At 57.3% G+C, this 18,651-nt stretch carries 19 protein-coding genes; 9 read left to right on the forward strand and 10 right to left on the reverse strand.

Going from position 1 to position 18,651, the window contains the following annotated elements; translation table 11 throughout:
• Positions 1-2: 2 nt before the first annotated feature.
• On the reverse strand, positions 3-746 hold the full coding sequence (locus tag M8318_RS17605) for a MerR family transcriptional regulator (RefSeq protein WP_262663732.1): 744 nt from the start codon (positions 744-746) through the stop codon (positions 3-5).
• Positions 747-860: 114 nt separating this feature from the next.
• On the reverse strand, positions 861-2,081 hold the full coding sequence (locus M8318_RS17610; protein ID WP_262663733.1) for a diguanylate phosphodiesterase: 1,221 nt from the start codon (positions 2,079-2,081) through the stop codon (positions 861-863).
• 304 nt (positions 2,082-2,385) lie between these two features.
• On the opposite strand from M8318_RS17610, the gene ycgZ reads away from it, so the two are divergent.
• The 6 genes from ycgZ (at position 2,386) to yegS (ending at position 6,703) form a co-directional block, all read left to right on the forward strand.
• Complete coding sequence (gene ycgZ / locus M8318_RS17615; RefSeq protein ID WP_262663735.1) at positions 2,386-2,625, forward strand: regulatory protein YcgZ; 240 nt, start codon at positions 2,386-2,388, stop codon at positions 2,623-2,625.
• A gap of 139 nt (positions 2,626-2,764) precedes the next feature.
• The gene (locus M8318_RS17620; RefSeq protein WP_106993520.1) at positions 2,765-3,079 is read left to right on the forward strand and encodes a hypothetical protein; all 315 of its coding nucleotides are present in this window, start codon (positions 2,765-2,767) and stop codon (positions 3,077-3,079) included.
• A gap of 50 nt (positions 3,080-3,129) precedes the next feature.
• Positions 3,130-3,396: a biofilm development regulator YmgB/AriR family protein gene (locus tag M8318_RS17625; protein ID WP_106993569.1), complete on the forward strand. Its 267-nt coding sequence runs from the start codon at positions 3,130-3,132 to the stop codon at positions 3,394-3,396.
• Between the two features lie 172 nt (positions 3,397-3,568).
• A complete protein-coding gene (trhP, locus tag M8318_RS17630; protein WP_106993521.1) occupies positions 3,569-4,930 on the forward strand; it encodes a prephenate-dependent tRNA uridine(34) hydroxylase TrhP in 1,362 nt (453 codons plus the stop codon).
• A 407-nt stretch (positions 4,931-5,337) separates the two neighbouring features.
• Positions 5,338-5,676, forward strand: coding sequence for an anti-adapter protein iraM (locus M8318_RS17635; protein WP_262663736.1), 339 nt, complete (start codon positions 5,338-5,340; stop codon positions 5,674-5,676).
• Positions 5,677-5,803: 127 nt separating this feature from the next.
• Complete coding sequence (gene yegS / locus M8318_RS17640) at positions 5,804-6,703, forward strand: lipid kinase YegS (protein WP_262663737.1); 900 nt, start codon at positions 5,804-5,806, stop codon at positions 6,701-6,703.
• Positions 6,704-6,756: 53 nt separating this feature from the next.
• On the opposite strand, the gene M8318_RS17645 is transcribed toward yegS, so the two are convergent.
• The 7 genes from M8318_RS17645 to fbaB form a co-directional block, all read right to left on the reverse strand.
• On the reverse strand, positions 6,757-7,530 hold the full coding sequence (locus tag M8318_RS17645; RefSeq protein ID WP_106993524.1) for an ABC transporter ATP-binding protein: 774 nt from the start codon (positions 7,528-7,530) through the stop codon (positions 6,757-6,759).
• Between the two features lie 9 nt (positions 7,531-7,539).
• A complete protein-coding gene (locus M8318_RS17650) occupies positions 7,540-8,412 on the reverse strand; it encodes an ABC transporter ATP-binding protein (RefSeq protein ID WP_269468423.1) in 873 nt (290 codons plus the stop codon).
• Positions 8,375-9,280 (reverse strand): ABC transporter permease, encoded by a 906-nt coding sequence (locus tag M8318_RS17655; RefSeq protein ID WP_106993525.1) that lies wholly within the window; start codon positions 9,278-9,280, stop codon positions 8,375-8,377. The genes M8318_RS17650 and M8318_RS17655 overlap by 38 nt, the downstream gene beginning before the upstream one ends.
• Entirely contained in the window at positions 9,277-10,314 is a 1,038-nt protein-coding gene (locus M8318_RS17660) for an ABC transporter permease (RefSeq protein ID WP_262663738.1), read from the reverse strand. The genes M8318_RS17655 and M8318_RS17660 overlap by 4 nt, the downstream gene beginning before the upstream one ends.
• Positions 10,311-11,927, reverse strand: coding sequence for an ABC transporter substrate-binding protein (locus M8318_RS17665; protein ID WP_262663740.1), 1,617 nt, complete (start codon positions 11,925-11,927; stop codon positions 10,311-10,313). The genes M8318_RS17660 and M8318_RS17665 overlap by 4 nt, the downstream gene beginning before the upstream one ends.
• Before the next feature lie 33 nt (positions 11,928-11,960).
• Entirely contained in the window at positions 11,961-13,115 is a 1,155-nt protein-coding gene (locus M8318_RS17670) for a mandelate racemase family protein (protein WP_262663741.1), read from the reverse strand.
• Positions 13,116-13,367: 252 nt separating this feature from the next.
• A complete protein-coding gene (gene fbaB, locus M8318_RS17675) occupies positions 13,368-14,420 on the reverse strand; it encodes a class I fructose-bisphosphate aldolase (protein WP_262663742.1) in 1,053 nt (350 codons plus the stop codon).
• Between the two features lie 253 nt (positions 14,421-14,673).
• Here fbaB and M8318_RS17680 point away from each other — a divergent pair, with 253 nt between their 5' ends.
• Genes M8318_RS17680 through M8318_RS17690 form a run of 3 tightly spaced genes read left to right on the forward strand, consistent with a single transcriptional unit; the run spans position 14,674 to position 17,902 of the window.
• The gene (locus tag M8318_RS17680) at positions 14,674-15,951 is read left to right on the forward strand and encodes a nucleoside permease (RefSeq protein ID WP_261644242.1); all 1,278 of its coding nucleotides are present in this window, start codon (positions 14,674-14,676) and stop codon (positions 15,949-15,951) included.
• A complete protein-coding gene (locus tag M8318_RS17685) occupies positions 15,948-16,952 on the forward strand; it encodes an ADP-ribosylglycohydrolase family protein (RefSeq protein ID WP_262663743.1) in 1,005 nt (334 codons plus the stop codon). Before M8318_RS17680 ends, M8318_RS17685 begins: the two co-directional genes overlap by 4 nt.
• The gene (locus M8318_RS17690; RefSeq protein WP_262663744.1) at positions 16,949-17,902 is read left to right on the forward strand and encodes a PfkB family carbohydrate kinase; all 954 of its coding nucleotides are present in this window, start codon (positions 16,949-16,951) and stop codon (positions 17,900-17,902) included. The genes M8318_RS17685 and M8318_RS17690 overlap by 4 nt, the downstream gene beginning before the upstream one ends.
• Here M8318_RS17690 and M8318_RS17695 read toward each other — a convergent pair.
• A complete protein-coding gene (locus M8318_RS17695) occupies positions 17,876-18,622 on the reverse strand; it encodes a GntR family transcriptional regulator (protein WP_225758427.1) in 747 nt (248 codons plus the stop codon). The two genes, M8318_RS17690 and M8318_RS17695, sit on opposite strands and share 27 nt — an antisense overlap.
• Positions 18,623-18,651: the final 29 nt, after the last annotated feature.

An 18,651-nucleotide genomic window follows, 5' to 3' on the forward strand; every position in this document is an offset into this window, starting at 1 on the left:
GATCAGGCCGCGTTCGCCGCGCCGTATGCCCTGATGGCATAGCCCTGCTTTTGCCAGTGGTCCAGCTGCTGAAGCTGTTCCGGAGAAATCACCCGGCCCGTCCAGACCAGAATTTGTTGCCCGGGGAAGAACTCCGGATGAGGTAAATCAAGGGGTTCGGCAAAGACATCAATGCGCCAGCCTTGCTGCGATAAACGCCAGCCCTCCAGCCACAGAGCGGTACGATCCTCAATTCCCCACCCGATCAGTAATGCATCCCTGCCCGCTTTAACACGCGAGGCAGTGAGGCTTGATACGGCATGCTCAATCAGAATGCCATCCAGCAGACTGCGCATGGCGCGTGCAGTATCACGATCGAGGCTCAGGGTGTTGCGCAGGGGCTCAAAGACGTTGTCGATCAGGGTTTCCACCGGATGGAGCGCAATGAAGGCCGCCATTTTCGCACGCAGTTTGGTCGGGTTAACCTGACGTAACGTACCAATCATCTCTTCCTGCAGCGCAGACCAGTCGCCGGGCTCAGGCGCTTTTCCTTGATCGAGAAGCGCTTTGACCTTGCCAACCGGCACGCCACGCTCAATCCAGCGCTTGATCTCTTCAATGCGCAGGATGTCGTCGTCATCAAATTGTCGATGCCCGCCTTCGCTGCGCTGAGGCTTGAGCAACCCGTACCGGCGCTGCCATGCGCGCAGGGTAACGGGGTTTATGCCGCAGCGTTCAGCCACATCGCCAATACTGTAAAAGGCCATCGATTCTCCCTTCCTGACCGATATATTCGTTACCCAAGGTAACGAATCTCACCGGGGTGTACAACTTGTTATATTGTACAACAGAATTGTATCACTGCCCGATGAGTATCAGTTTCAAAAGGTGTCGCGCGGCTCAGGCCATGACACAGGCGGGATGCCGGCCAGTTGAGGGTGGGCAAACAGGTGTCCCTGGAAGTGAGAAATCCCGGCGGATTCGAGCCACATCCACTCTTCCGGCTGCTCAACACCGACCACGGAGATCAGAATTTCCAAAGCTGTACAACATTTGATGATGGCCAGCACGATAGCCTGGCGTGGACCGCTCTTGTGCACGTCGCGGATCAGGTCACGGTTAATCTTAATCCGGTCTGGCTGGAACTGCGCCAGCAACAGCAGCCCGGCAAAACCGCCGCCGAAGTGATCAATGGTCACGCCGATCCCGGCGGCCTTTAACTCACGCACCGCACCGGTGAACTCGTCGAGACGGGAGATGACTTCGTTCTCGGTAAACTCCACCACGATCTGCTCAGGCACCAGCCCGTTGGCCTCTATCTCCTGAATTAGATAGCTGACCGCATTGGGCACGTTGACCAGCGTCATCGGGAGCAGGTTTACAGAGAGGCTCTGATCGCCCAGCCCCAGCGCGCTGGCCATCGCAAACGCAACGCTCTTACTTTTCAGGTCAGCTTCGTAGAGTTCATCCCCCACATACCCCTCGAACCAGTTCCGGGACATCGCCCCTTCCGGGGTGCGGATCAGGGCTTCCAGCGAGACAATTTCCCGCGCCAGCGGATCGATAATCGGCTGGAAGGCAAAGTTGCACACCTCGCTGTAGCGCCGCGTCAGGGAGCGAACGCTGGGGGCGTCATTATCGGCAATAAAGTCCCACTGTTCGCCTGACGGCAGCTCAAAGTAGTTCTCTTTTTCACTCTCCTCGACGAAGGTTCTGAAGAACTGCAGCGACCTGTCGTTATAGGTCAGCTGGTACTTGGTCGTGCCTTTATCCAGCACGTTTTGCAGCACCACTTCGGGATCGTATCGACGTAAATCAAAGAGTTCCATACCGCACTTGCCGAAGCGCCGTGAGGGAGAATAATCACACAGCAGCTCCACCACGTTGTGGTGACGCGGGTCTTCACATATCGCGCGGTAAATGGCTCTTACGCTCTCCTCGGGTCCTTCCAGCAGCTGAAAAAAGAGCTTGCCGTTGAACAGAAGAATGCCGCTAACCCCGGCTTCGCTGTTCTTTTTGTTTGCTGCAACAACCATGTCTTCCAGCACAGTAACCGGTACGTGGTCACGGTAGTGACTACGGTAAATAATGGTAGTGAGCATATGTTTCCAATAGAGGAGGTGAATGAAAGTCCACGGTATCAAATGGTTGGCTTTATGTCTTATTAACCTATCCAGGGCTTGCTTCGCCCTATTCCTGTTACGGAAATAACGGTAAAAATCACCGAAAATGTACAATATTTTCTTTCTTTATTGCTAATTTTATTACAGTTAACGCATTGATAATTATAGTTTAGCACGTAATGATCAAAATATATTTGTTAAGTTGTACAATTAGTCTGTACAGTATTCATCAGTTAACAAGATATTAACCATTTTTTAGCTCTGCGGATTTCAGGAGTGACATATGCGCGAGAACGGGTTTGCACCGACTACAGCCAATGCCATTACCCAGTATTTTAATAAAGCAAACCAGCCTTCCCAACAGGAAACGCTGGGACAAATCGTCGTGGAGCTCCTTCGGGAAGGAAAAATCCTTAACCGGAAATCCATCTGCACCCGACTGCTTTACCGGATGGAACAGGCAACGGATCAGGAAGAGGAGAGCCGTTACCAGACGCTGATTGGCCTGCTGTTTGATCGTTAAGAGACGTACGCCCACAGCTGCTAATTGAATTGTTTTCAAGTCAGTTTTTTCTTCGGGACAGTTTTTTTATACTGTCGCCACAGACTGACTTAATGCCGCAATTCCTCTTACAGGTAGGTGTGGCAACAGAGACGTAGTTATGAACAGAAGTGACCATGAACGACTTACTGATGAACTTATTGGCGAAGCCACTCTTTCTCTGCTTAAGGATAACGGCCCCATCAGCATGAAACTTTTGCTGCAAAGGCTGCAACAGATGTTATCGACAGAGCGAGATGGCCAGCGTCGGAATGTGCTTTCCCAAATCATCCTGGAAATTTCCAACGACGGTAAGGGTGGCGCGCAACGCAAGCCGATGAATGAACAGCAGGAATGGGACACGGATGGTCGAAACAACAGTAATGTGTATCCCCTGTTTGGCACCAGACAGCAAGCCGACAGCAAAAAACACTGACTGTATTATTCATTTATTAACCTAACCGGTGCGACACTATGAGTCAGGCTATGCTCCAGAAATCAGACTTTTATGACCAACTGCCTAATGCTGCGTTATCCAACTATTTCCGTAGCGCCGGTGGTTTGTTAGCCGAAGAGTGGGCGCTGCTGGAATCCGTTGTGGGCGCGATTGTGGAAGCGAAGGAACCGCTGACCAACAAAGCGATTATTTTACGCTTGATCCAGCAGATTGAGTCCACACGCGACGTTGTCAGAGCCGATATTATCCGTAAAACGCTGGAAATTATTGTCGATCATACCCAGGACGATCTCTAATCGCCCCGGTAAATAAAACGCCGACGGTACTGTCCTGCCGTCGGCGTTTTGTCATCTGAAGGATTTACCTCCCTGCCCCGCAGCGTTACAATGCCCGCCCTTAAAGTATGGGATCTCCTCCCGGCGCCCACCTGGTGTGCGCATCTGACCTGTCATCAGAACGAGAACAAACATGTTTAAACCGGAACTCCTCTCCCCGGCGGGAACGCTGAAAAATATGCGTTACGCCTTCGCCTATGGCGCCGATGCTGTCTATGCGGGCCAGCCGCGTTACTCGCTGCGCGTGCGTAATAATGAATTCAACCACGAGAATCTGCAGCTCGGCATCAACGAAGCCCACGCGCAGGGGAAAAAATTCTACGTGGTGGTGAACATCGCGCCGCACAACGCCAAGCTGAAAACCTTTATCCGCGACCTGAAGCCGGTGGTGGAGATGGGGCCGGATGCGCTGATCATGTCGGACCCGGGTTTAATCATGCTGGTGCGGGAGAACTTCCCGGAGATGGACATTCACCTCTCGGTGCAGGCCAATGCCGTTAACTGGGCAACGGTGAAATTCTGGCAGCAGATGGGGCTGACCCGCGTGATTTTGTCCCGTGAGCTGTCGCTGGAAGAGATCGAAGAGATCCGCAGCCAGGTTCCCGAAATGGAGCTGGAGATTTTCGTCCACGGTGCGCTGTGCATGGCCTACTCTGGCCGTTGCCTGCTCTCGGGTTATATCAACAAGCGTGACCCGAACCAGGGCACCTGCACCAATGCCTGCCGCTGGGAATATAAGGTTCAGGAAGGTAAGCAGGATGATGTTGGCAACATCGTGCACAAGCATGAGCCGATCCCGGTGCAGACCATTGAACCGACGCTGGGCATCGGGGCCCCGACCGACAGCGTGTTTATGATTGAAGAAGCCCAGCGCCCGGGCGAGTACATGACCGCGTTCGAAGACGAGCACGGCACCTACATCATGAACTCTAAGGATCTGCGCGCCATCGCCCACGTTGAACGCCTGACCCAGATGGGCGTGCACTCGCTGAAGATTGAAGGCCGCACCAAATCCTATTACTACTGCGCGCGTACCGCCCAGGTCTATCGCAAGGCGATTGACGACGCGGCGGCGGGCAAACCCTTCGATCCGACCCTGCTGGAAACCCTGGAAGGGCTGGCGCACCGCGGCTATACCGAAGGCTTCCTGCGTCGTCATACCCACGATGACTACCAGAACTACGACTACGGTCACTCGCTTTCCGAGCGCCAGCAGTTTGTCGGTGAGTTCACCGGCGAGCGCAAAGGCCCTCTGGCAGCGGTGGCGGTGAAAAACAAATTCCTCGTGGGCAACAGCCTGGAGTTGATGACCCCGCAAGGCAACGTCAACTTCACCCTCGAACATATGGAAAACGGGAAAGGTGAAGCGGTATCGGTCGCGCCGGGAGACGGACATACCGTCTGGCTGCCGGTGCCGGAAGATATTTCGCTGGACTATGCCCTGCTGATGCGTAATTTCACCGGCGAAAACACCCGTAATCCGCACGTCGGGTGATTTTAAGGGTTATTTTCTGGTATGAGATGATTCTTAGAATTCGATCACATACCGCTGCGTTTGATACGGGTATTATCCATGACGCTGAAAAACATAACCCATAAATGCTAGCTGTACCAGGAACCACCTCCTTAGCCTGAGTAATCTCCCTTACGCAGGCTAATTTTTTTGCCTGTAAAACCCCCTTCTCATTTTATTAGCCTGTTTTTTTATCTCCTTCATTCCGCGTTACCTTCTCCTTCAGGGATTTTTCACTACCTTTCGAAAAGGGCTGAAACGTAAATTTAGTTGTAGTTACAAGCAGAAACCCCAGGATTTATCAATTTATCAAATTCAGGGTTTTCAACAGCCTGGTCAATGCTATTCTCTTTATGAATGAAATTTCACTTAAGGATAAGGAGAAATATATGTACTGGGTGGTTGAAAACAGGATGGTGTGCCCACGTACCGGAACAATATTTATACATGTTTTGACGGTTAAAAATCTCAGGCTAATCATCTGGTATAAAGGCGACTATTTTATCAGCATTGGTTCAGTTCTCGTTACCGGCCCCTTCGGCATTGCCATTGATGGCAAACTCAGAAAACTCCACATCATGCGAACTTTTTCCTATAACCCCTCCTTTTGGTCATCATTACTGGCGAATTCAGGCTGCCCCGGCAACCATGGCAATTTGCTCACCCGCTGTGAACACCGCCAGGACTGCGTGTTCGCGTTATGCCCGTATGGCGCCATTTCGTCATAAAGGTCCGGTCCGAGTGGCGCACGTTTTGGCTCGCCACTTATTTAATTTTTATCCTTTCATCCTCTTCTTACCCGCTTTTGTCCGCGCTGCGATACACTTTTGAAAGATCAGCACAGGAGCAATGTGGATGGCGACCTATCCGGCAAGTTTATTAATTCTGAACGGCAAAGGGACAGGCAACGACCTGTTGCGCGAAGCCGTGACGCTTCTTCGGGAAGAAGGAGTGGTGATCCATGTCCGCGTGACATGGGAGAAAGGTGATGCAGCCCGTTATATTCAGGAAGCCTGCGACCTCGGGGTGGAGACCGTCATTGCGGGCGGCGGCGATGGCACCATCAATGAAGTGGCGACGGCGCTGATTGGCCTGCCCGACGCGCAGCGTCCGGCGCTGGGCATTCTGCCGCTCGGCACCGCCAACGATTTTGCCACCAGCGCCGGGATCCCCGAGAGCCTCGACAAGGCCCTGCAGCTGGCGATCGCCGGTAAAGCCACGGCGGTGGATATCGCCCGGGTCAACGACACTACCTGCTTTATCAATATGGCGACCGGCGGGTTTGGCACCCGTATTACCAGCGAAACGCCGGAAAAAATGAAAGCCGCGCTCGGCGGCGTTTCGTATTTGATCCACGGCCTGGCGCGGATGGATTTGCTTAAGCCCGACACATGTGAAATTCGCGGGGAGAACTTTAGCTGGCAGGGCGATGCGCTGGTGATCGGTATCGGCAATGGCCGTCAGGCGGGAGGCGGGCAACAGCTCTGCCCGGATGCATTGATTAACGATGGACAGCTCCAGCTGCGCATTTTTTCCGCCAACGAACTGCTTCCGGCGCTGCTGACGACCCTGACCAGACCGGAAGAGAGCCCGAACGTTATCGACGGTCAGTCAGCCTGGTTTGAGGTCGTCGCCCCACACGGCATGACCTTTAATCTGGATGGCGAACCGCTGAGCGGCGATCATTTCCGCATCGCGCTGTTGCCCGGGGCGCTCCAGTGCCGGTTGCCGCCGGATTGCCCGTTACTCCGGTGAGGGTTGCCGGGTGGCGGCTTCGCCTTACCCGGCATCAGTCCGCACCGAACCCACTAATACACCGCCACCTCCCGGGCCATCTCGCGGGAATACTGCTGGCTGGCGTTGACCAGCATCCGGGTGTAATCCGTTTGCGCCTGCCCTGCCACCAGGTCATCCACCGTCAGGGTTTCGAGGATTTTCCCGTACTGCATCACCGCCACCTTCTGGCACAGATGGGCGATCACCCCCAGGTCATGGGTTACCATCAGGTAGGTGAGTTTCGATTCGCGCTGCAGCTCTGCCAGCAGGTTTAAGATCTCCGCCTGCACCGAGACGTCCAGCGCCGAGGTGGGCTCGTCGAGCAGCAGCACCTGTGGCTCCAGGATCAGCGCCCGGGCAATCGCCACGCGCTGACGCTGGCCGCCGGAAAGCTGATGCGGATAGCGATCGCGGAAGGCGCGATTAAGGCCCACTTTATCCAGCAGGGCATGAATGCGCCGATCCCGGTCGTTGATGCCGTGGATTTGCAGCGGCTCCTCCAGAATATCGCCGATGGTATGCCGCGGGTGCAGCGAACCGTAGGGATCCTGGAACACCATCTGCACCAGCCGACAGCGCTGGGGGCTGATGCGCCGCTCCAGCGGCTGGCCGTTGATCGCCAGCGCCCCGTCCCAGTGGGTGAATAACCCGGCCAGGCACTTCAGCACCGTGGTTTTACCCGAGCCCGACTCCCCCACCAGGCCATAAATCTCCCCCGGCTGGACGTTAATATTGACGTCATACAGCACCTGGCTGCGTTTCTCGCCTTCGCCGAAGGCCAGATTCAGGTTTTTTACCTCGATCATATTCGCTCCTTATTCGGTCAGCCAGCTGGCCTGGCGCTGCAACACCGGCAGCACCGGGCGGCGGTGATTCATCTCCGGCAGGGCATTGATCAGTCCCTGCGTATACGGGTGCCGGGCGTTGTGCAGGTCGCAGGCGGCGATGGACTCCACCACCCGCCCGGCGTACATCACCAGCACCCGGTCACAGAAGCTGCGCACCAGGTTGATGTCGTGACTGATAAAGATCAGCCCCAGCCCGCGGGACTGGACTAAATCATCCAGCAGACCCAGCACCTGCAGGCGCACCGAGACGTCCAGCGCCGAGGTCGGTTCATCGGCGATCACCAGCTCCGGGTCGGTGATCAGCATCATGGCGATCATGATGCGCTGCCCCTGCCCGCCGGAGATCTCGTGCGGATAGAGCTGATAGACGCGCTCCGGCTGGCGAATGCGCACCACGTCCAGCATCTCCAGCACTTTGGCTTTCGCCTCCGCCTTGCGCCCCGGATGGTGGGTCAGCCAGGCCTCGGCGATCTGATCCCCGACGCAAACCACCGGGTTCAGGGAGTACTTCGGGTCCTGCATAATCATCGAGATGCGCTTGCCGCGAATGCCGCGCATCTGCGCCTCGCTGACCTTCTGCAAATCGACATCGCCAAACTGCATCCGGGTAGCGGTGATCTGCGCTTTGGCCGGATGCAGGCGCAGCAGCGCCCGTCCGACGGTGGATTTGCCGGAGCCCGACTCGCCGACAATCGCCAGCTTCTCGCGCCCCAGTTGAAAGGAGACGCCGCGCACCGCGTTGGTGACCGCGCGTCCGTTGATAAAGTCGACGTGCAGGTCACGCACGTCCAGCAGTGGCGCATCAGTTGCTGCGAGGATCGAGGATGTCACGTAAGCCATCTCCTAAGAAGTTGAACGCCAGGCTGTTAATCAGGATCGCCAGCCCCGGAATAGTCACTACCCACCAGCACTCCATCATGTAGGTGCGCCCGCTGGAGATCATCGCCCCCCACTCCGGCTCCGGCGGCTGCGCGCCGAGACCGAGGAAGCCGAGACCGGCGGCGGTCAGGATGATCCCGGCCATGTTCATGGTGATACGGATAATCACCGACGGCAGGCACAGGGGAACAATGTGCCGCCACAGCACCCGTACCGGGGAGGCCCCCTGCAGACGCACGGCGGAGATAAAGTCGGCCTGGCGCAACGAGAGGGTTTCGGCCCGGGCCAGACGGGCAATCGGCGGCCAGGCAGTGATGGTAATCGCAATCACCACGTGCTCCAGCCCCGGACCGAGGGCGGCGACAAACGCCAGCGCCAGCACCAGACTTGGGAAGGAGATAAAGATATCGGTAACGCGCATCAGCACCGCATCGACCTTGCCGCCAAAGTACCCGGCGGTAACCCCCAGCAGCAGCCCCAGCGGCCCGACGGTCACGGAGACCAGCAGGACGATATAAAGCGTAATGCGCGAGCCGTACACCAGACGGCTGAAGATATCCCGGCCAAACTCGTCGGTGCCGAACCAGTGTTGGGCGTTCGGCGCCACCAGGGCGTTATTCAGGTCCTGTACCAGCGGGTTGTAGGGCGCAATCCACGGCGCGAAGGCCGCGACGATCAACAGCAGCAGGATGATGCCGCCGCCAATCGCCGTCAGCGGGTTACGCGCCATCTGTCCGGCAAAGCCCAGGGAGCGGCGAGCCATCCGCGCCAGACGCTGACGTCCTTCGCTGCGGACTGGTTGCAGGGGTGTATCCAGAGAAACGGTCATGATTTCGTCCTCGGGTCAAAGAGTTGATACAGCATGTCGGAGAGCAGATTGAGCATCACGAAGATGATCCCCACCAGCAGGACGCAGCCCATCACCGCGTTCATGTCCCCCAGCAGCAGGCTGCCGGTGAGATAGGAGCCAAAGCCCGGCCAGGAGAAGACGGTTTCAATCAGTACCGCCCCTTCCAGCAGCGAGCCGTAGGCCAGCGCCACCACCGTCAGCAGCTGTACCAGGATGTTGCGAAACGCATGGTTCCAGATCACCTGCCGCTCGGTCAGGCCTTTCACCCGGGCGGTGATGATGAACTCCTGCGACAGCTGGGCCAGCATAAAGCTGCGGGTCATGCGGCTGATGTAGGCCAGGGAGTGGAACCCCAGCAGCGAGGCCGGCAGCACCAGATGGTTAATGGCGTTCCAGAATACCGCGCTGTTGCCTGCCAGCAGGGCATCGACGGTCATTAATCCGGTACGGCGCGGCACCAGGCCATCCAGGCCCAGATCCAGCCGTCCTGCGCCGCCCACCCAGCCGAGCCAGGCGTAGAACAGCAGCAGCCCCATCATCCCGACCCAGAATATCGGCGTGGAGTAACCGGCGAGGCTGATGATGCGCACCACATAATCTGAGACGCTGTTACGCCGTGCGGCGGCCAGCACCCCCAGAGGAATACCTAAACCAGCCCCGACAATAATCGCCATCGTCGCCAGCTCAAGGGTGGCCGGGAAGACGCGCAGAATGTCATCCAGCACCGGTTTGCCGGTCAGCAGGGCATTGCCGAAATCGCCGTGCAGCAGGTTGTTAAGGTAGATACCAAACTGGGTCAGCAGAGACTTGTCAAAGCCCAGCTGCTGATAAACCTGCTGATAGGTGCTGTGGTCGGCATCCGGGCCGACAATCGCCAGCACCGGATCCACCGGCATCACCCGGCCAATAAAGAAGGTCAGCACCAGCAGGCCGAACAGGGTCACCAGCACCTGGGTTAGCCGTTTTGAGAAACGGCGGGTGCGGGAGCCCGGGGCGAGGATCGCAACGCTCATTTTTCACCTCCGGTTTTGTACACTTCGCGCAGGAAGGTGGTGGCCGACGGATGCGACTGGAAGTTTTTGACTTCGTTGCGCACTACCACCGAATCAACCATCTGCGACAGGGGGATGAGCGCCGGGATCAGCTGGTCATAACGCACCTGGATCTGCTGGTAATCGGCGATCTGTTTCTGCGGATCGCGCTCCAGCAGGGCTTTGTCGATCATCTCGTTCAGCGGTTTGTCGTAAAAACCGGTGCGCCAGCCCTGGAAATTGGTCAGCCGGGCCTCGTCGCTGTTGTCCGGGTTGTAGACCAGCGCGCGCAGGCTGGAGTGCGGATGCGGCTCTACCCCGCTGCCGCCGCGTCCGACCAGCATGTCGAACTTGCGCTCGCGCATCGCGCCGTAGATCTGGTTCCCGGTGCCGGTGATGATTTTGGCGTTGATGCCCGCCTGCATCAGGGTGGACTGCACGGCGATGGCGATATTAAGGAACGGCTGATCCGCCAGCACCCGCAGGGTGGTGTCGAAGCCGTCCGGGTAGCCCGCCTCCGCCAGCAGTTTTTTGGCGCGCGGGATATCCAGCTTGTAGCCCGGATCCGGCAGCGTCGACGGCATGCCCGCCTTGATCGGCCGCTGGTGCAGCACGCCGTAGCCCGGCATCAGCGCCTTGTTGATACCCTGATAGTCAATCAGGTAGCGTACCGCTTCGCGCACTTTCGGGTTGGCGAAGTGCGCCTCCTTCATGCTCATCGCCACGTAGTAGACCGTGCCCTTCTGCACGGCTTCCACCGTCAGCTGCGGGTCCTTACGCAGAGCGTTGATGTCCGCCACCGCCATGTTGCTGGCGATATCCAGATCACCCTTCTCCACCATCAGGCGCAGGGTTTGCGACTCCTGAAAGTGGCGCAGCACCACGCGGTTCATCTTCGGTGCTTCGCGCCAGTAGGTCGGATTGCGCTGCATGCGCAGTACGTCTTTTGCCTGCCAGGTGTCGAGCATAAAGGGCCCGGAACCGGCTTCGTTGGTAGTCAGCCAGCGGTTGCCCCAGTCGCTGTTGACCTCGTGGCTGAGCACCGTTTTGCGGTCCAGTACGCCGAGGTTGCCCAGCGCGCCGAGGGAGTAGATCACCAGCTGCGGATCGTTAGCCTTCGGCAGGGTGAGCTGCACGGTGTGGTCATCGAGAGCTTTAATCTGCTGATCGATATTCTTCTTAGAAAAGCCATAAGATTTCCACACCGAGGCCTGAGCAAGGTTCAGGTGCAACAGGCGGCGCATCGACCACACCACGTCCTCGGCGGTGAGCGGGTTGCCGGAGTGGAAGGTGACGTTATCGCGCAGATGGAAGGTCAGGGTTTTACCGTCCGGGGAGATGTCCCAGGATTTCGCCAGCGCCGGTTTGACGTTGGTGAGGGTGTTGGGGTCCAGTTCCACCAGCGAATCGTAGAGATTGACCACAATGCCGACCACTTCGTTACCGGTCATCGCGGCCGGATCGAGGGTCAGCAGGTTGTTCATGTTCATACCGATGATGAGCTGATCGGGCGGCGTTTTTGCGTACGCCGCACCGCTCCCCATCATCAGCGCGAGCGCGAGTAAACACGCTCCTGCCAGAGGAGATCTTTTCATGTATATATCGCCTGTAGGGTACGTTTTTATTTGTCAGTCGTGGCTGACGGTATTGGCTTCGATATACGCAAAATTAATGTCTTCGCCGAGTCCCGGGCGCGTCGGCAGGCTGACCATGCCTTCATCATCCATCGGGTCAATCAGGCTGTGCAGATAGGCCGCCGGTTCGTCGTAATCGAGGAACGGGTGCAGCAGGCCGCGCTCATACCAGCGGCAGTTTTTGATGGCGCCAATTACCGCCAGGCTCGCCGCGCCGTTGCCGTGCACTTCGCAGTCCATGCCGAACGACTCTGCGAGGTTCGCCACTTTCAGGGTCGGCGAGATACCGCCGACGCCGTTCGATCCGGCGCGTAGGATGTCGCAGGCCCCGGCTTTGATCCAGTCGGCGCGGCTGTGGTGCTTCCCGCCCAGGCTTTCCGGCCCGATGATCGGAATGGAGAGATTTTCCGCCAGCCAGGCATAGGAGGACATGCTCTCCTCCTCCATCGGCTCTTCAAACCACGCGAAGTTGAGCTTCTCCAGCTCCTTGCCGATGTACAGCGCCTCGGTGCGGCTGTACCAGTGGTAGCCGTCGATCATCAGGTCGATATCCGGGCCGACCGCTTCACGCACCGCGGCGCAGGCCTTGACGTCCATCTTTGGATTAGGGGCGAAGGAGACCGGCGGCATCCAGGTGTGCAGCTTGATGGCTTTGTATCCGCGGGCGACCAGCGTCTCGGCAAAGGTGGCGTACTCTTCCGGCGTCGACAGGCCACCCGGCAGGTCATCGCCGCACATAGTGCTGCCGTAGGCCGGGACTTTGTCGCGGTAGCCGCCGAGCAATTTCCACACCGGCATATTGAGTTTGCGGCCAATCAGATCCCACAGCGCCTGCTCAACAAACCCCAGCGCGCGTTCGGTCAGCTGGTGGGCGCTGCCGCGCTGCCAGTGTGCCAGCTCCTGCCAGATCTTCTCGCGATTGAACGCGTCCTGGCCGACCATCACTTTACGAAAGAAGGTATTGACCACAAAAGGGCGCACCACTTCCGGCGGTGCAAATGAATACCCTTTGGTGCCATCGTCTGCGGTAATGGTCAGCATCGCCATTTTGGCCAGACTCTCCGGGCCTGGGTGGGAGTGCCCGGCGGTGTCGGAGACACGGCGCGTGGGATACTGAAAGACGGTGACGTTTACAGATTCGATTTTCATTATTAGTCCTTAAAACAACGTAGGTTCAGTGCCTTTAGCATTTTGAAAAGCTGTTTCGAAACTAACTGTAAGCGCAAAATTCATCCACTGCCTTAGACAAATTCCGCTAAGCGCTGACCATTTCTTGTGCATCTGCACGGGGGGGAGTGACACTTTTCACAAAAGCCAGGGGAAGTGTGAAGTGGATCGGGAGGGATTTTTGAATGAAGTTTTGTAGGCCGGGTAAGACGTAGTCGCCACCCGGCAGTATGGTTACGCGATGGTCACTTTCTTATCCAGATAGACATCCTGCACGGCGTTAATCAGCTTCACGCCGTCGGCCATCGATTTCTTAAACGCCTTGCGACCGAGGATCAGCCCCATCCCGCCCGCGCGTTTATTGATAACGGCCGTGCGCACCGCATCGGTGAGATCGGTTTCCCCGCCTGCCGCGCCGCCGGAGTTGATCAACCCGGCACGGCCCATATAGCAGTTCGCTAGCTGGTAACGCACCAGGTCGATGGGGTTATCGCTGGTCAGTTTGCTGTAGACCCGATCGTCGGTATAACCGAATTTCACCGCGGTATAGCCGCCATTGTTTTCGGCCATTTTCTGCTTGACGATATCCGCCCCGATGGTCGCCGCCAGATGGTTGGCCTGGCCGGTTAAATCGGCAGAAACGTGGTAGTCCGTCCCGTCTTTGCTGAAGGCCGGGTTACGCAGATAGGCCCACAGCACGGTCACCAGACCCAGCTCATGGGCACGCTCGAAGGCGGCCGAGATCTCTTCTATCTGACGGCGCGACTGCTCTGAGCCGAAATAGATAGTAGCGCCCACCGCGACCGCACCGAGGTTGAAGGCCTGCTCAACGCTGGCGTAAAGCGTCTGGTCATATTCGGTGGGGTAACTCAGGGTTTCGTTGTGGTTAAGCTTGACCAGAAACGGAATGCGGTGGGCGTAACGTCGCGAGACAGAGGCCAGCACGCCGTAAGTGGAGGCCACGCAGTTACAGCCCGCCTCAATCGCCAGTTCCACGATATTCTTCGGATCGAAATAGAGCGGGTTGGCGGCAAAGGACGCGCCCGCGGAGTGCTCCACGCCCTGGTCCACCGGCAGGATCGACAGATACCCCGTTCCGCCCAGACGTCCGGTGTTATACAGCGTCTGCATATTTCGCAGCACCGCCGGTGGACGGTTGTTGTCCACCATCACGCGGTCGACGTAGTCGTGGCCAGGCAGGTAAAGCTGGTCGGCTGGAATGGTCATACAACGATGCTGTAACAGGCTGTCGGCGTCTTTGCCCAGCAATTGCGTAATATCAGTCATGGTTTTCCTCCCGTCAGTGCCGACAGGGCGTCGGCATGTTTTATCCAGGCTCACAGGATTGCAAGCCCTCTAAGCCTGGTACTGCCTCTCCTCTATTTCCACCGCCCGCAGCGTTTTTTCCGTACCGGTCGCTGGCGCGTTTCGTGTACAACAATTTTGTTACACCGATCAAACAATCACCACAAAGGTATTTAAAAGGTATCACCGAATGGTATGTTAAAGGCGTACCCTCTCTGACATGCAGGATTAAACAATGAAAACGAAAGTCCAACTGTCATTCATGATGTTTGTTGAATGGTTTATCTGGGGCGCATGGTTTGTGCCGCTGTGGCTGTGGCTGAGTAAAAGCGGCTTTAGCGCCGGAGAAATCGGCTGGTCTTATGCCTGTACCGCCATTGCGGCGATCCTCTCACCTATTCTCGTCGGCTCGCTGACCGACCGCTTCTTTGCCGCCCAGAAAGTGCTGGCGGTGCTGATGTTTGCCGGTGCCGTTCTGATGTACTTCGCCGCGCAACAAACCCAGTTCAGCACCTTCTTCCCGCTGCTGCTGGCCTACTCCCTGACCTATATGCCGACCATCGCCCTGACCAACAGTATCGCTTTTGCTAATGTTGACGATGTCGAGGCGGATTTCCCACGCATTCGGGTGATGGGCACTATCGGCTGGATCGCCTCCGGCCTGGCCTGTGGGTTCCTGCCGCAGATGATGGGCTACAGCGATATCTCCGACACCAATATTCCGCTGCTGATGACCGCCGCCAGCTCTGCCCTGCTCGGCGTGTTCGCGCTGTTCCTGCCGAATACGCCGCCGAAGAGTACCGGCAAGCTGGACTTCAAAGTGATGCTGGGGCTGGATGCACTGATCCTGCTGCGCGATAAGAACTTCCTGGTATTCTTCTTCTGCTCGTTCCTGTTCGCGATGCCGCTGGCGTTCTACTACATCTTCGCCACCGGATATCTGACGGAAGTGGGTATGAAAAACGCGACGGGCTGGATGACGCTCGGTCAGTTCTCAGAAATTTTCTTTATGCTGGCTCTGCCATTCTTTACCAAACGCTTTGGTATTAAGAAGGTCTTGTTGCTGGGTCTTATCACCGCCGCCATTCGCTATGGCTTCTTTGTTTACGGCGGGGCGGAACAATACTTCACCTACGCCCTGCTGTTCCTCGGCATCCTGCTGCACGGCGTGAGCTACGACTTCTATTACGTGACCGCGTACATCTACGTGGACAAAAAAGCGCCGGCGCATATGCGTACCGCGGCGCAGGGCTTGATTACGCTGTGCTGTCAGGGCTTTGGTAGCCTGCTGGGTTACCGTCTGGGCGGCGTAATGATGGAAAAAATGTTCGCTTACAAAGAGCCGGTGAATGGGCTGACCTTCAACTGGGCCGGGATGTGGACGTTTGGTGCAATCATGATTGCGGTGATTGCCGTGCTGTTTATGCTGTTTTTCCGCGAATCGGATAAAGAGATCACCGCAATTGAGGTGGTTGATGGCGATACCGCGCTGACACAAGGGGAAGTTAAATGAAACAACAACGTATTCTCGGTGCGCTTTACGGGCAGGCTTTAGGGGATGCGATGGGCATGCCATCGGAGCTGTGGCCGAGAAAGCGTGTAAAAGCGCATTTCGGCTGGATTGACCGTTTCTTGCCCGGCCCGGCGGAAAATAACGCGGCCTGTTATTTCGACCGCGCTGAGTTCACCGATGATACCTCAATGGCGTTGTGTCTGGCCGATGCGATTATCGAGTGCGACGGGCAGATTGATGCGGATGTTATCGGCAAACACATCCTGCACTGGGCGCTCGACTTTGACGCCTTTAATAAGAACGTACTCGGCCCGACATCGAAAATCGCCCTCAACGCCATTCGCGACGGCAAGCCGGTCAGCGAACTGGAAAACAACGGCGTCACCAATGGGGCAGCGATGCGTGCCTCCCCGCTGGGCTGCCTGCTCCCGGCTACGCGTCTGGAGCACTTTGTTGAACAGGTCGCGCTGGCCTCCAGCCCGACCCATAAATCGGACCTTGCCATCGCCGGTGCGGTGGTGATTGCCTGGGCGATATCGTGCGCCATCGACGGTAAGCGCTGGCAGAACATTGCCGATGCCCTGCCGGCTGTTGCCCGCTATACCCAGGAAGCCAACACCACCACCTTCAGTGCGTCGCTTGCCGCGCGCATTGAGCTGGCGCTAAAAACCGTGCGGGAGGCCAATGGCACAGAGTCCGCCAGCGAGCAGGTGTATCAACTCGTCGGGGCGGGAACCAGTACCATTGAGTCGGTTCCGGCGGCGATTGCGATGGTCGAGCTGGCCGGGACTGACCCGAACCGCTGCGCCATGTTATGCGCCAATCTGGGCGGTGATACGGACACCATTGGCGCGATGGCAACGGCTATCTGTGGGGCCCTGCACGGCGTGCAGGCGATTGACCCGGGGCTAAAGGACGAACTCGACGCCGTTAACCAGCTCGATTTTGGCCATTATGGCGAAAAACTCCTGCACTACCGGGAGCAAAGGGAGGCGGTATGAGTTCTTTTTCCCGGCGTCTTGACGCATTACACGCCACACGCCCGGTCACGGTACTGGGGGCAGCGGTGATTGACGTTATCGCCGATGCCTACGCCCTGCCCTGGCGCGGGTGTGATATCGAGCTCAAACAGCAGGGCGTCAACATCGGCGGCTGCGCGTTAAACATTGCCATCGCCCTGAAACGCCTGGGGATCACCGCACAAAATGCGCTGCCCGTCGGCCATGGCGTGTGGGCGGACATTATTCGCCAAGCGATGGCCAGGCAGGATCTGCACAGCGTGGTGGAAGCCGAAACCGGCGATAACGGCTGGTGCCTGGCGCTGGTGGAGCCTGACGGCGAGCGAACGTTTATGTCGTTTAGCGGGGTGGAGAATCAGTGGCAGCAGCCCTGGCTTGATGCGCTTAACGTGCCGCAAAATAGTCTGGTCTATCTGTCCGGTTATCAGCTGGCATCGCCGTGCGGTGAGTTACTAACAGGCTGGCTGGAAGGCCTTCAGGACGTGACCACGTTTATCGACTTTGGGCCACGGATTGCGGATATTCCTGATGCGCTGATGACACGGATTATGGCCTGCAAGCCGATCGTGTCGCTCAATCGCCAGGAGGCACAACTTGCCGCTGAAAGATGGGGTGTAGAGGATGAGATGCTAGGTGCCCACTGGCAGCAACGGTTCGGATCAGTGCTGATTGTCCGTCACGACAAAGATGGTGCGGTCTGGTATGACGCTGACGCCTCGGGTCATGTCCCTGCCTTTCCGGCCACCGTGGTCGACACCATTGGTGCAGGCGACAGCCACGCGGGCGGCACGCTTGCCGGCCTGGCGGCGGGATGGAGTATTGCTGACGCCGTGATGCTGGGCAATGCCGTGGCCGCCTGGGTGGTCAGCCATCGCGGGGGAGATTGCGCCCCCACGCGCGAGGAATTACTCCTCGCACACAAAAACGTATAGATCGCTGCGACAGTAGCTGATGCTGTACTCGATGGGCCGGTGTTGCTGGTCAAGCGCAACCTGCTTGATCACCAGCACCGGTATTTTGTCATCCATTTTAATGTGGGTCTGAAACTCAATGTCCGGCATGCGGGCACTGACGCGAGAACGGGTACGCTGCGGAAAGATATTCTGGTTGCGGAAGTAGTCGTACAGCGAAATACCAATGGCGTCCGGGTCCTGGATCAGTGCCACCGGAACCCAGGATTCTTCAATCGAGACGGCGTCATCATCCACGTAGCGAATACGTTTCAGCAGAAAGACATCACTTTCCGGGGCAATCGACAACTGAGCAGCGACCTCTTCCGGACACTTCACCACGCGCTTATTGACCCATAGCGTATTGGGCTTTTTACCGCCCAGCACCACCTGCTGAGAAAACCCGCGCGCTTCTTTGAGTGAATATTCAAAAATGTTATTGATTTGCGTCCCGTAGCCACGGGCGCGCGTCACCACACCCTCTGCTTCCAGCGCCTGCATCGCTTTACGCACGGTAATGCGCGACACCCCGGTCAACTGGCTCAGATCGCGTTCGCCTGGCAGAATATTTCCATGCTCCAGCACCCCGCTGCGCACCGCATTTTTTACGGTTTCAGCAAACTTCAGATACAGCGGCGTATTGTCAGGGGCAGCGATCCGTTCAGTCAGTTGAGCAATTAGCCGGGTATGCGCTTGTTCCATCTCTGTTTTTCTCAGGCCTGATGTGTCCT

Origin of the sequence: Leclercia tamurae (genome assembly GCF_025566055.1) — a bacterium.
GTDB lineage: Bacteria > Pseudomonadota > Gammaproteobacteria > Enterobacterales > Enterobacteriaceae > Enterobacter > Enterobacter tamurae.

Excerpts from the sequence above, each read along its gene's own strand:
- M8318_RS17635 (WP_262663736.1), top strand. The coding sequence starts at position 5,338 with ATGTACTGGGTGGTTGAAAACAGGATGGTGTGCCCACGTACCGGAACA.
- M8318_RS17670 (WP_262663741.1), bottom strand. The coding sequence starts at position 13,115 with ATGAAAATCGAATCTGTAAACGTCACCGTCTTTCAGTATCCCACGCGC.
- M8318_RS17660 (WP_262663738.1), bottom strand. The coding sequence starts at position 10,314 with ATGAGCGTTGCGATCCTCGCCCCGGGCTCCCGCACCCGCCGTTTCTCA.
- yegS (WP_262663737.1), top strand. The coding sequence starts at position 5,804 with ATGGCGACCTATCCGGCAAGTTTATTAATTCTGAACGGCAAAGGGACA.
- M8318_RS17650 (WP_269468423.1), bottom strand. The coding sequence starts at position 8,412 with ATGGCTTACGTGACATCCTCGATCCTCGCAGCAACTGATGCGCCACTG.
- trhP (WP_106993521.1), top strand. The coding sequence starts at position 3,569 with ATGTTTAAACCGGAACTCCTCTCCCCGGCGGGAACGCTGAAAAATATG.
- M8318_RS17655 (WP_106993525.1), bottom strand. The coding sequence starts at position 9,280 with ATGACCGTTTCTCTGGATACACCCCTGCAACCAGTCCGCAGCGAAGGA.
- M8318_RS17685 (WP_262663743.1), top strand. The coding sequence starts at position 15,948 with ATGAAACAACAACGTATTCTCGGTGCGCTTTACGGGCAGGCTTTAGGG.
- M8318_RS17610 (WP_262663733.1), bottom strand. The coding sequence starts at position 2,081 with ATGCTCACTACCATTATTTACCGTAGTCACTACCGTGACCACGTACCG.
- M8318_RS17695 (WP_225758427.1), bottom strand. The coding sequence starts at position 18,622 with ATGGAACAAGCGCATACCCGGCTAATTGCTCAACTGACTGAACGGATC.
- M8318_RS17645 (WP_106993524.1), bottom strand. The coding sequence starts at position 7,530 with ATGATCGAGGTAAAAAACCTGAATCTGGCCTTCGGCGAAGGCGAGAAA.
- ycgZ (WP_262663735.1), top strand. The coding sequence starts at position 2,386 with ATGCGCGAGAACGGGTTTGCACCGACTACAGCCAATGCCATTACCCAG.
- M8318_RS17680 (WP_261644242.1), top strand. The coding sequence starts at position 14,674 with ATGAAAACGAAAGTCCAACTGTCATTCATGATGTTTGTTGAATGGTTT.
- M8318_RS17620 (WP_106993520.1), top strand. The coding sequence starts at position 2,765 with ATGAACAGAAGTGACCATGAACGACTTACTGATGAACTTATTGGCGAA.
- M8318_RS17665 (WP_262663740.1), bottom strand. The coding sequence starts at position 11,927 with ATGAAAAGATCTCCTCTGGCAGGAGCGTGTTTACTCGCGCTCGCGCTG.
- fbaB (WP_262663742.1), bottom strand. The coding sequence starts at position 14,420 with ATGACTGATATTACGCAATTGCTGGGCAAAGACGCCGACAGCCTGTTA.
- M8318_RS17690 (WP_262663744.1), top strand. The coding sequence starts at position 16,949 with ATGAGTTCTTTTTCCCGGCGTCTTGACGCATTACACGCCACACGCCCG.
- M8318_RS17625 (WP_106993569.1), top strand. The coding sequence starts at position 3,130 with ATGCTCCAGAAATCAGACTTTTATGACCAACTGCCTAATGCTGCGTTA.
- M8318_RS17605 (WP_262663732.1), bottom strand. The coding sequence starts at position 746 with ATGGCCTTTTACAGTATTGGCGATGTGGCTGAACGCTGCGGCATAAAC.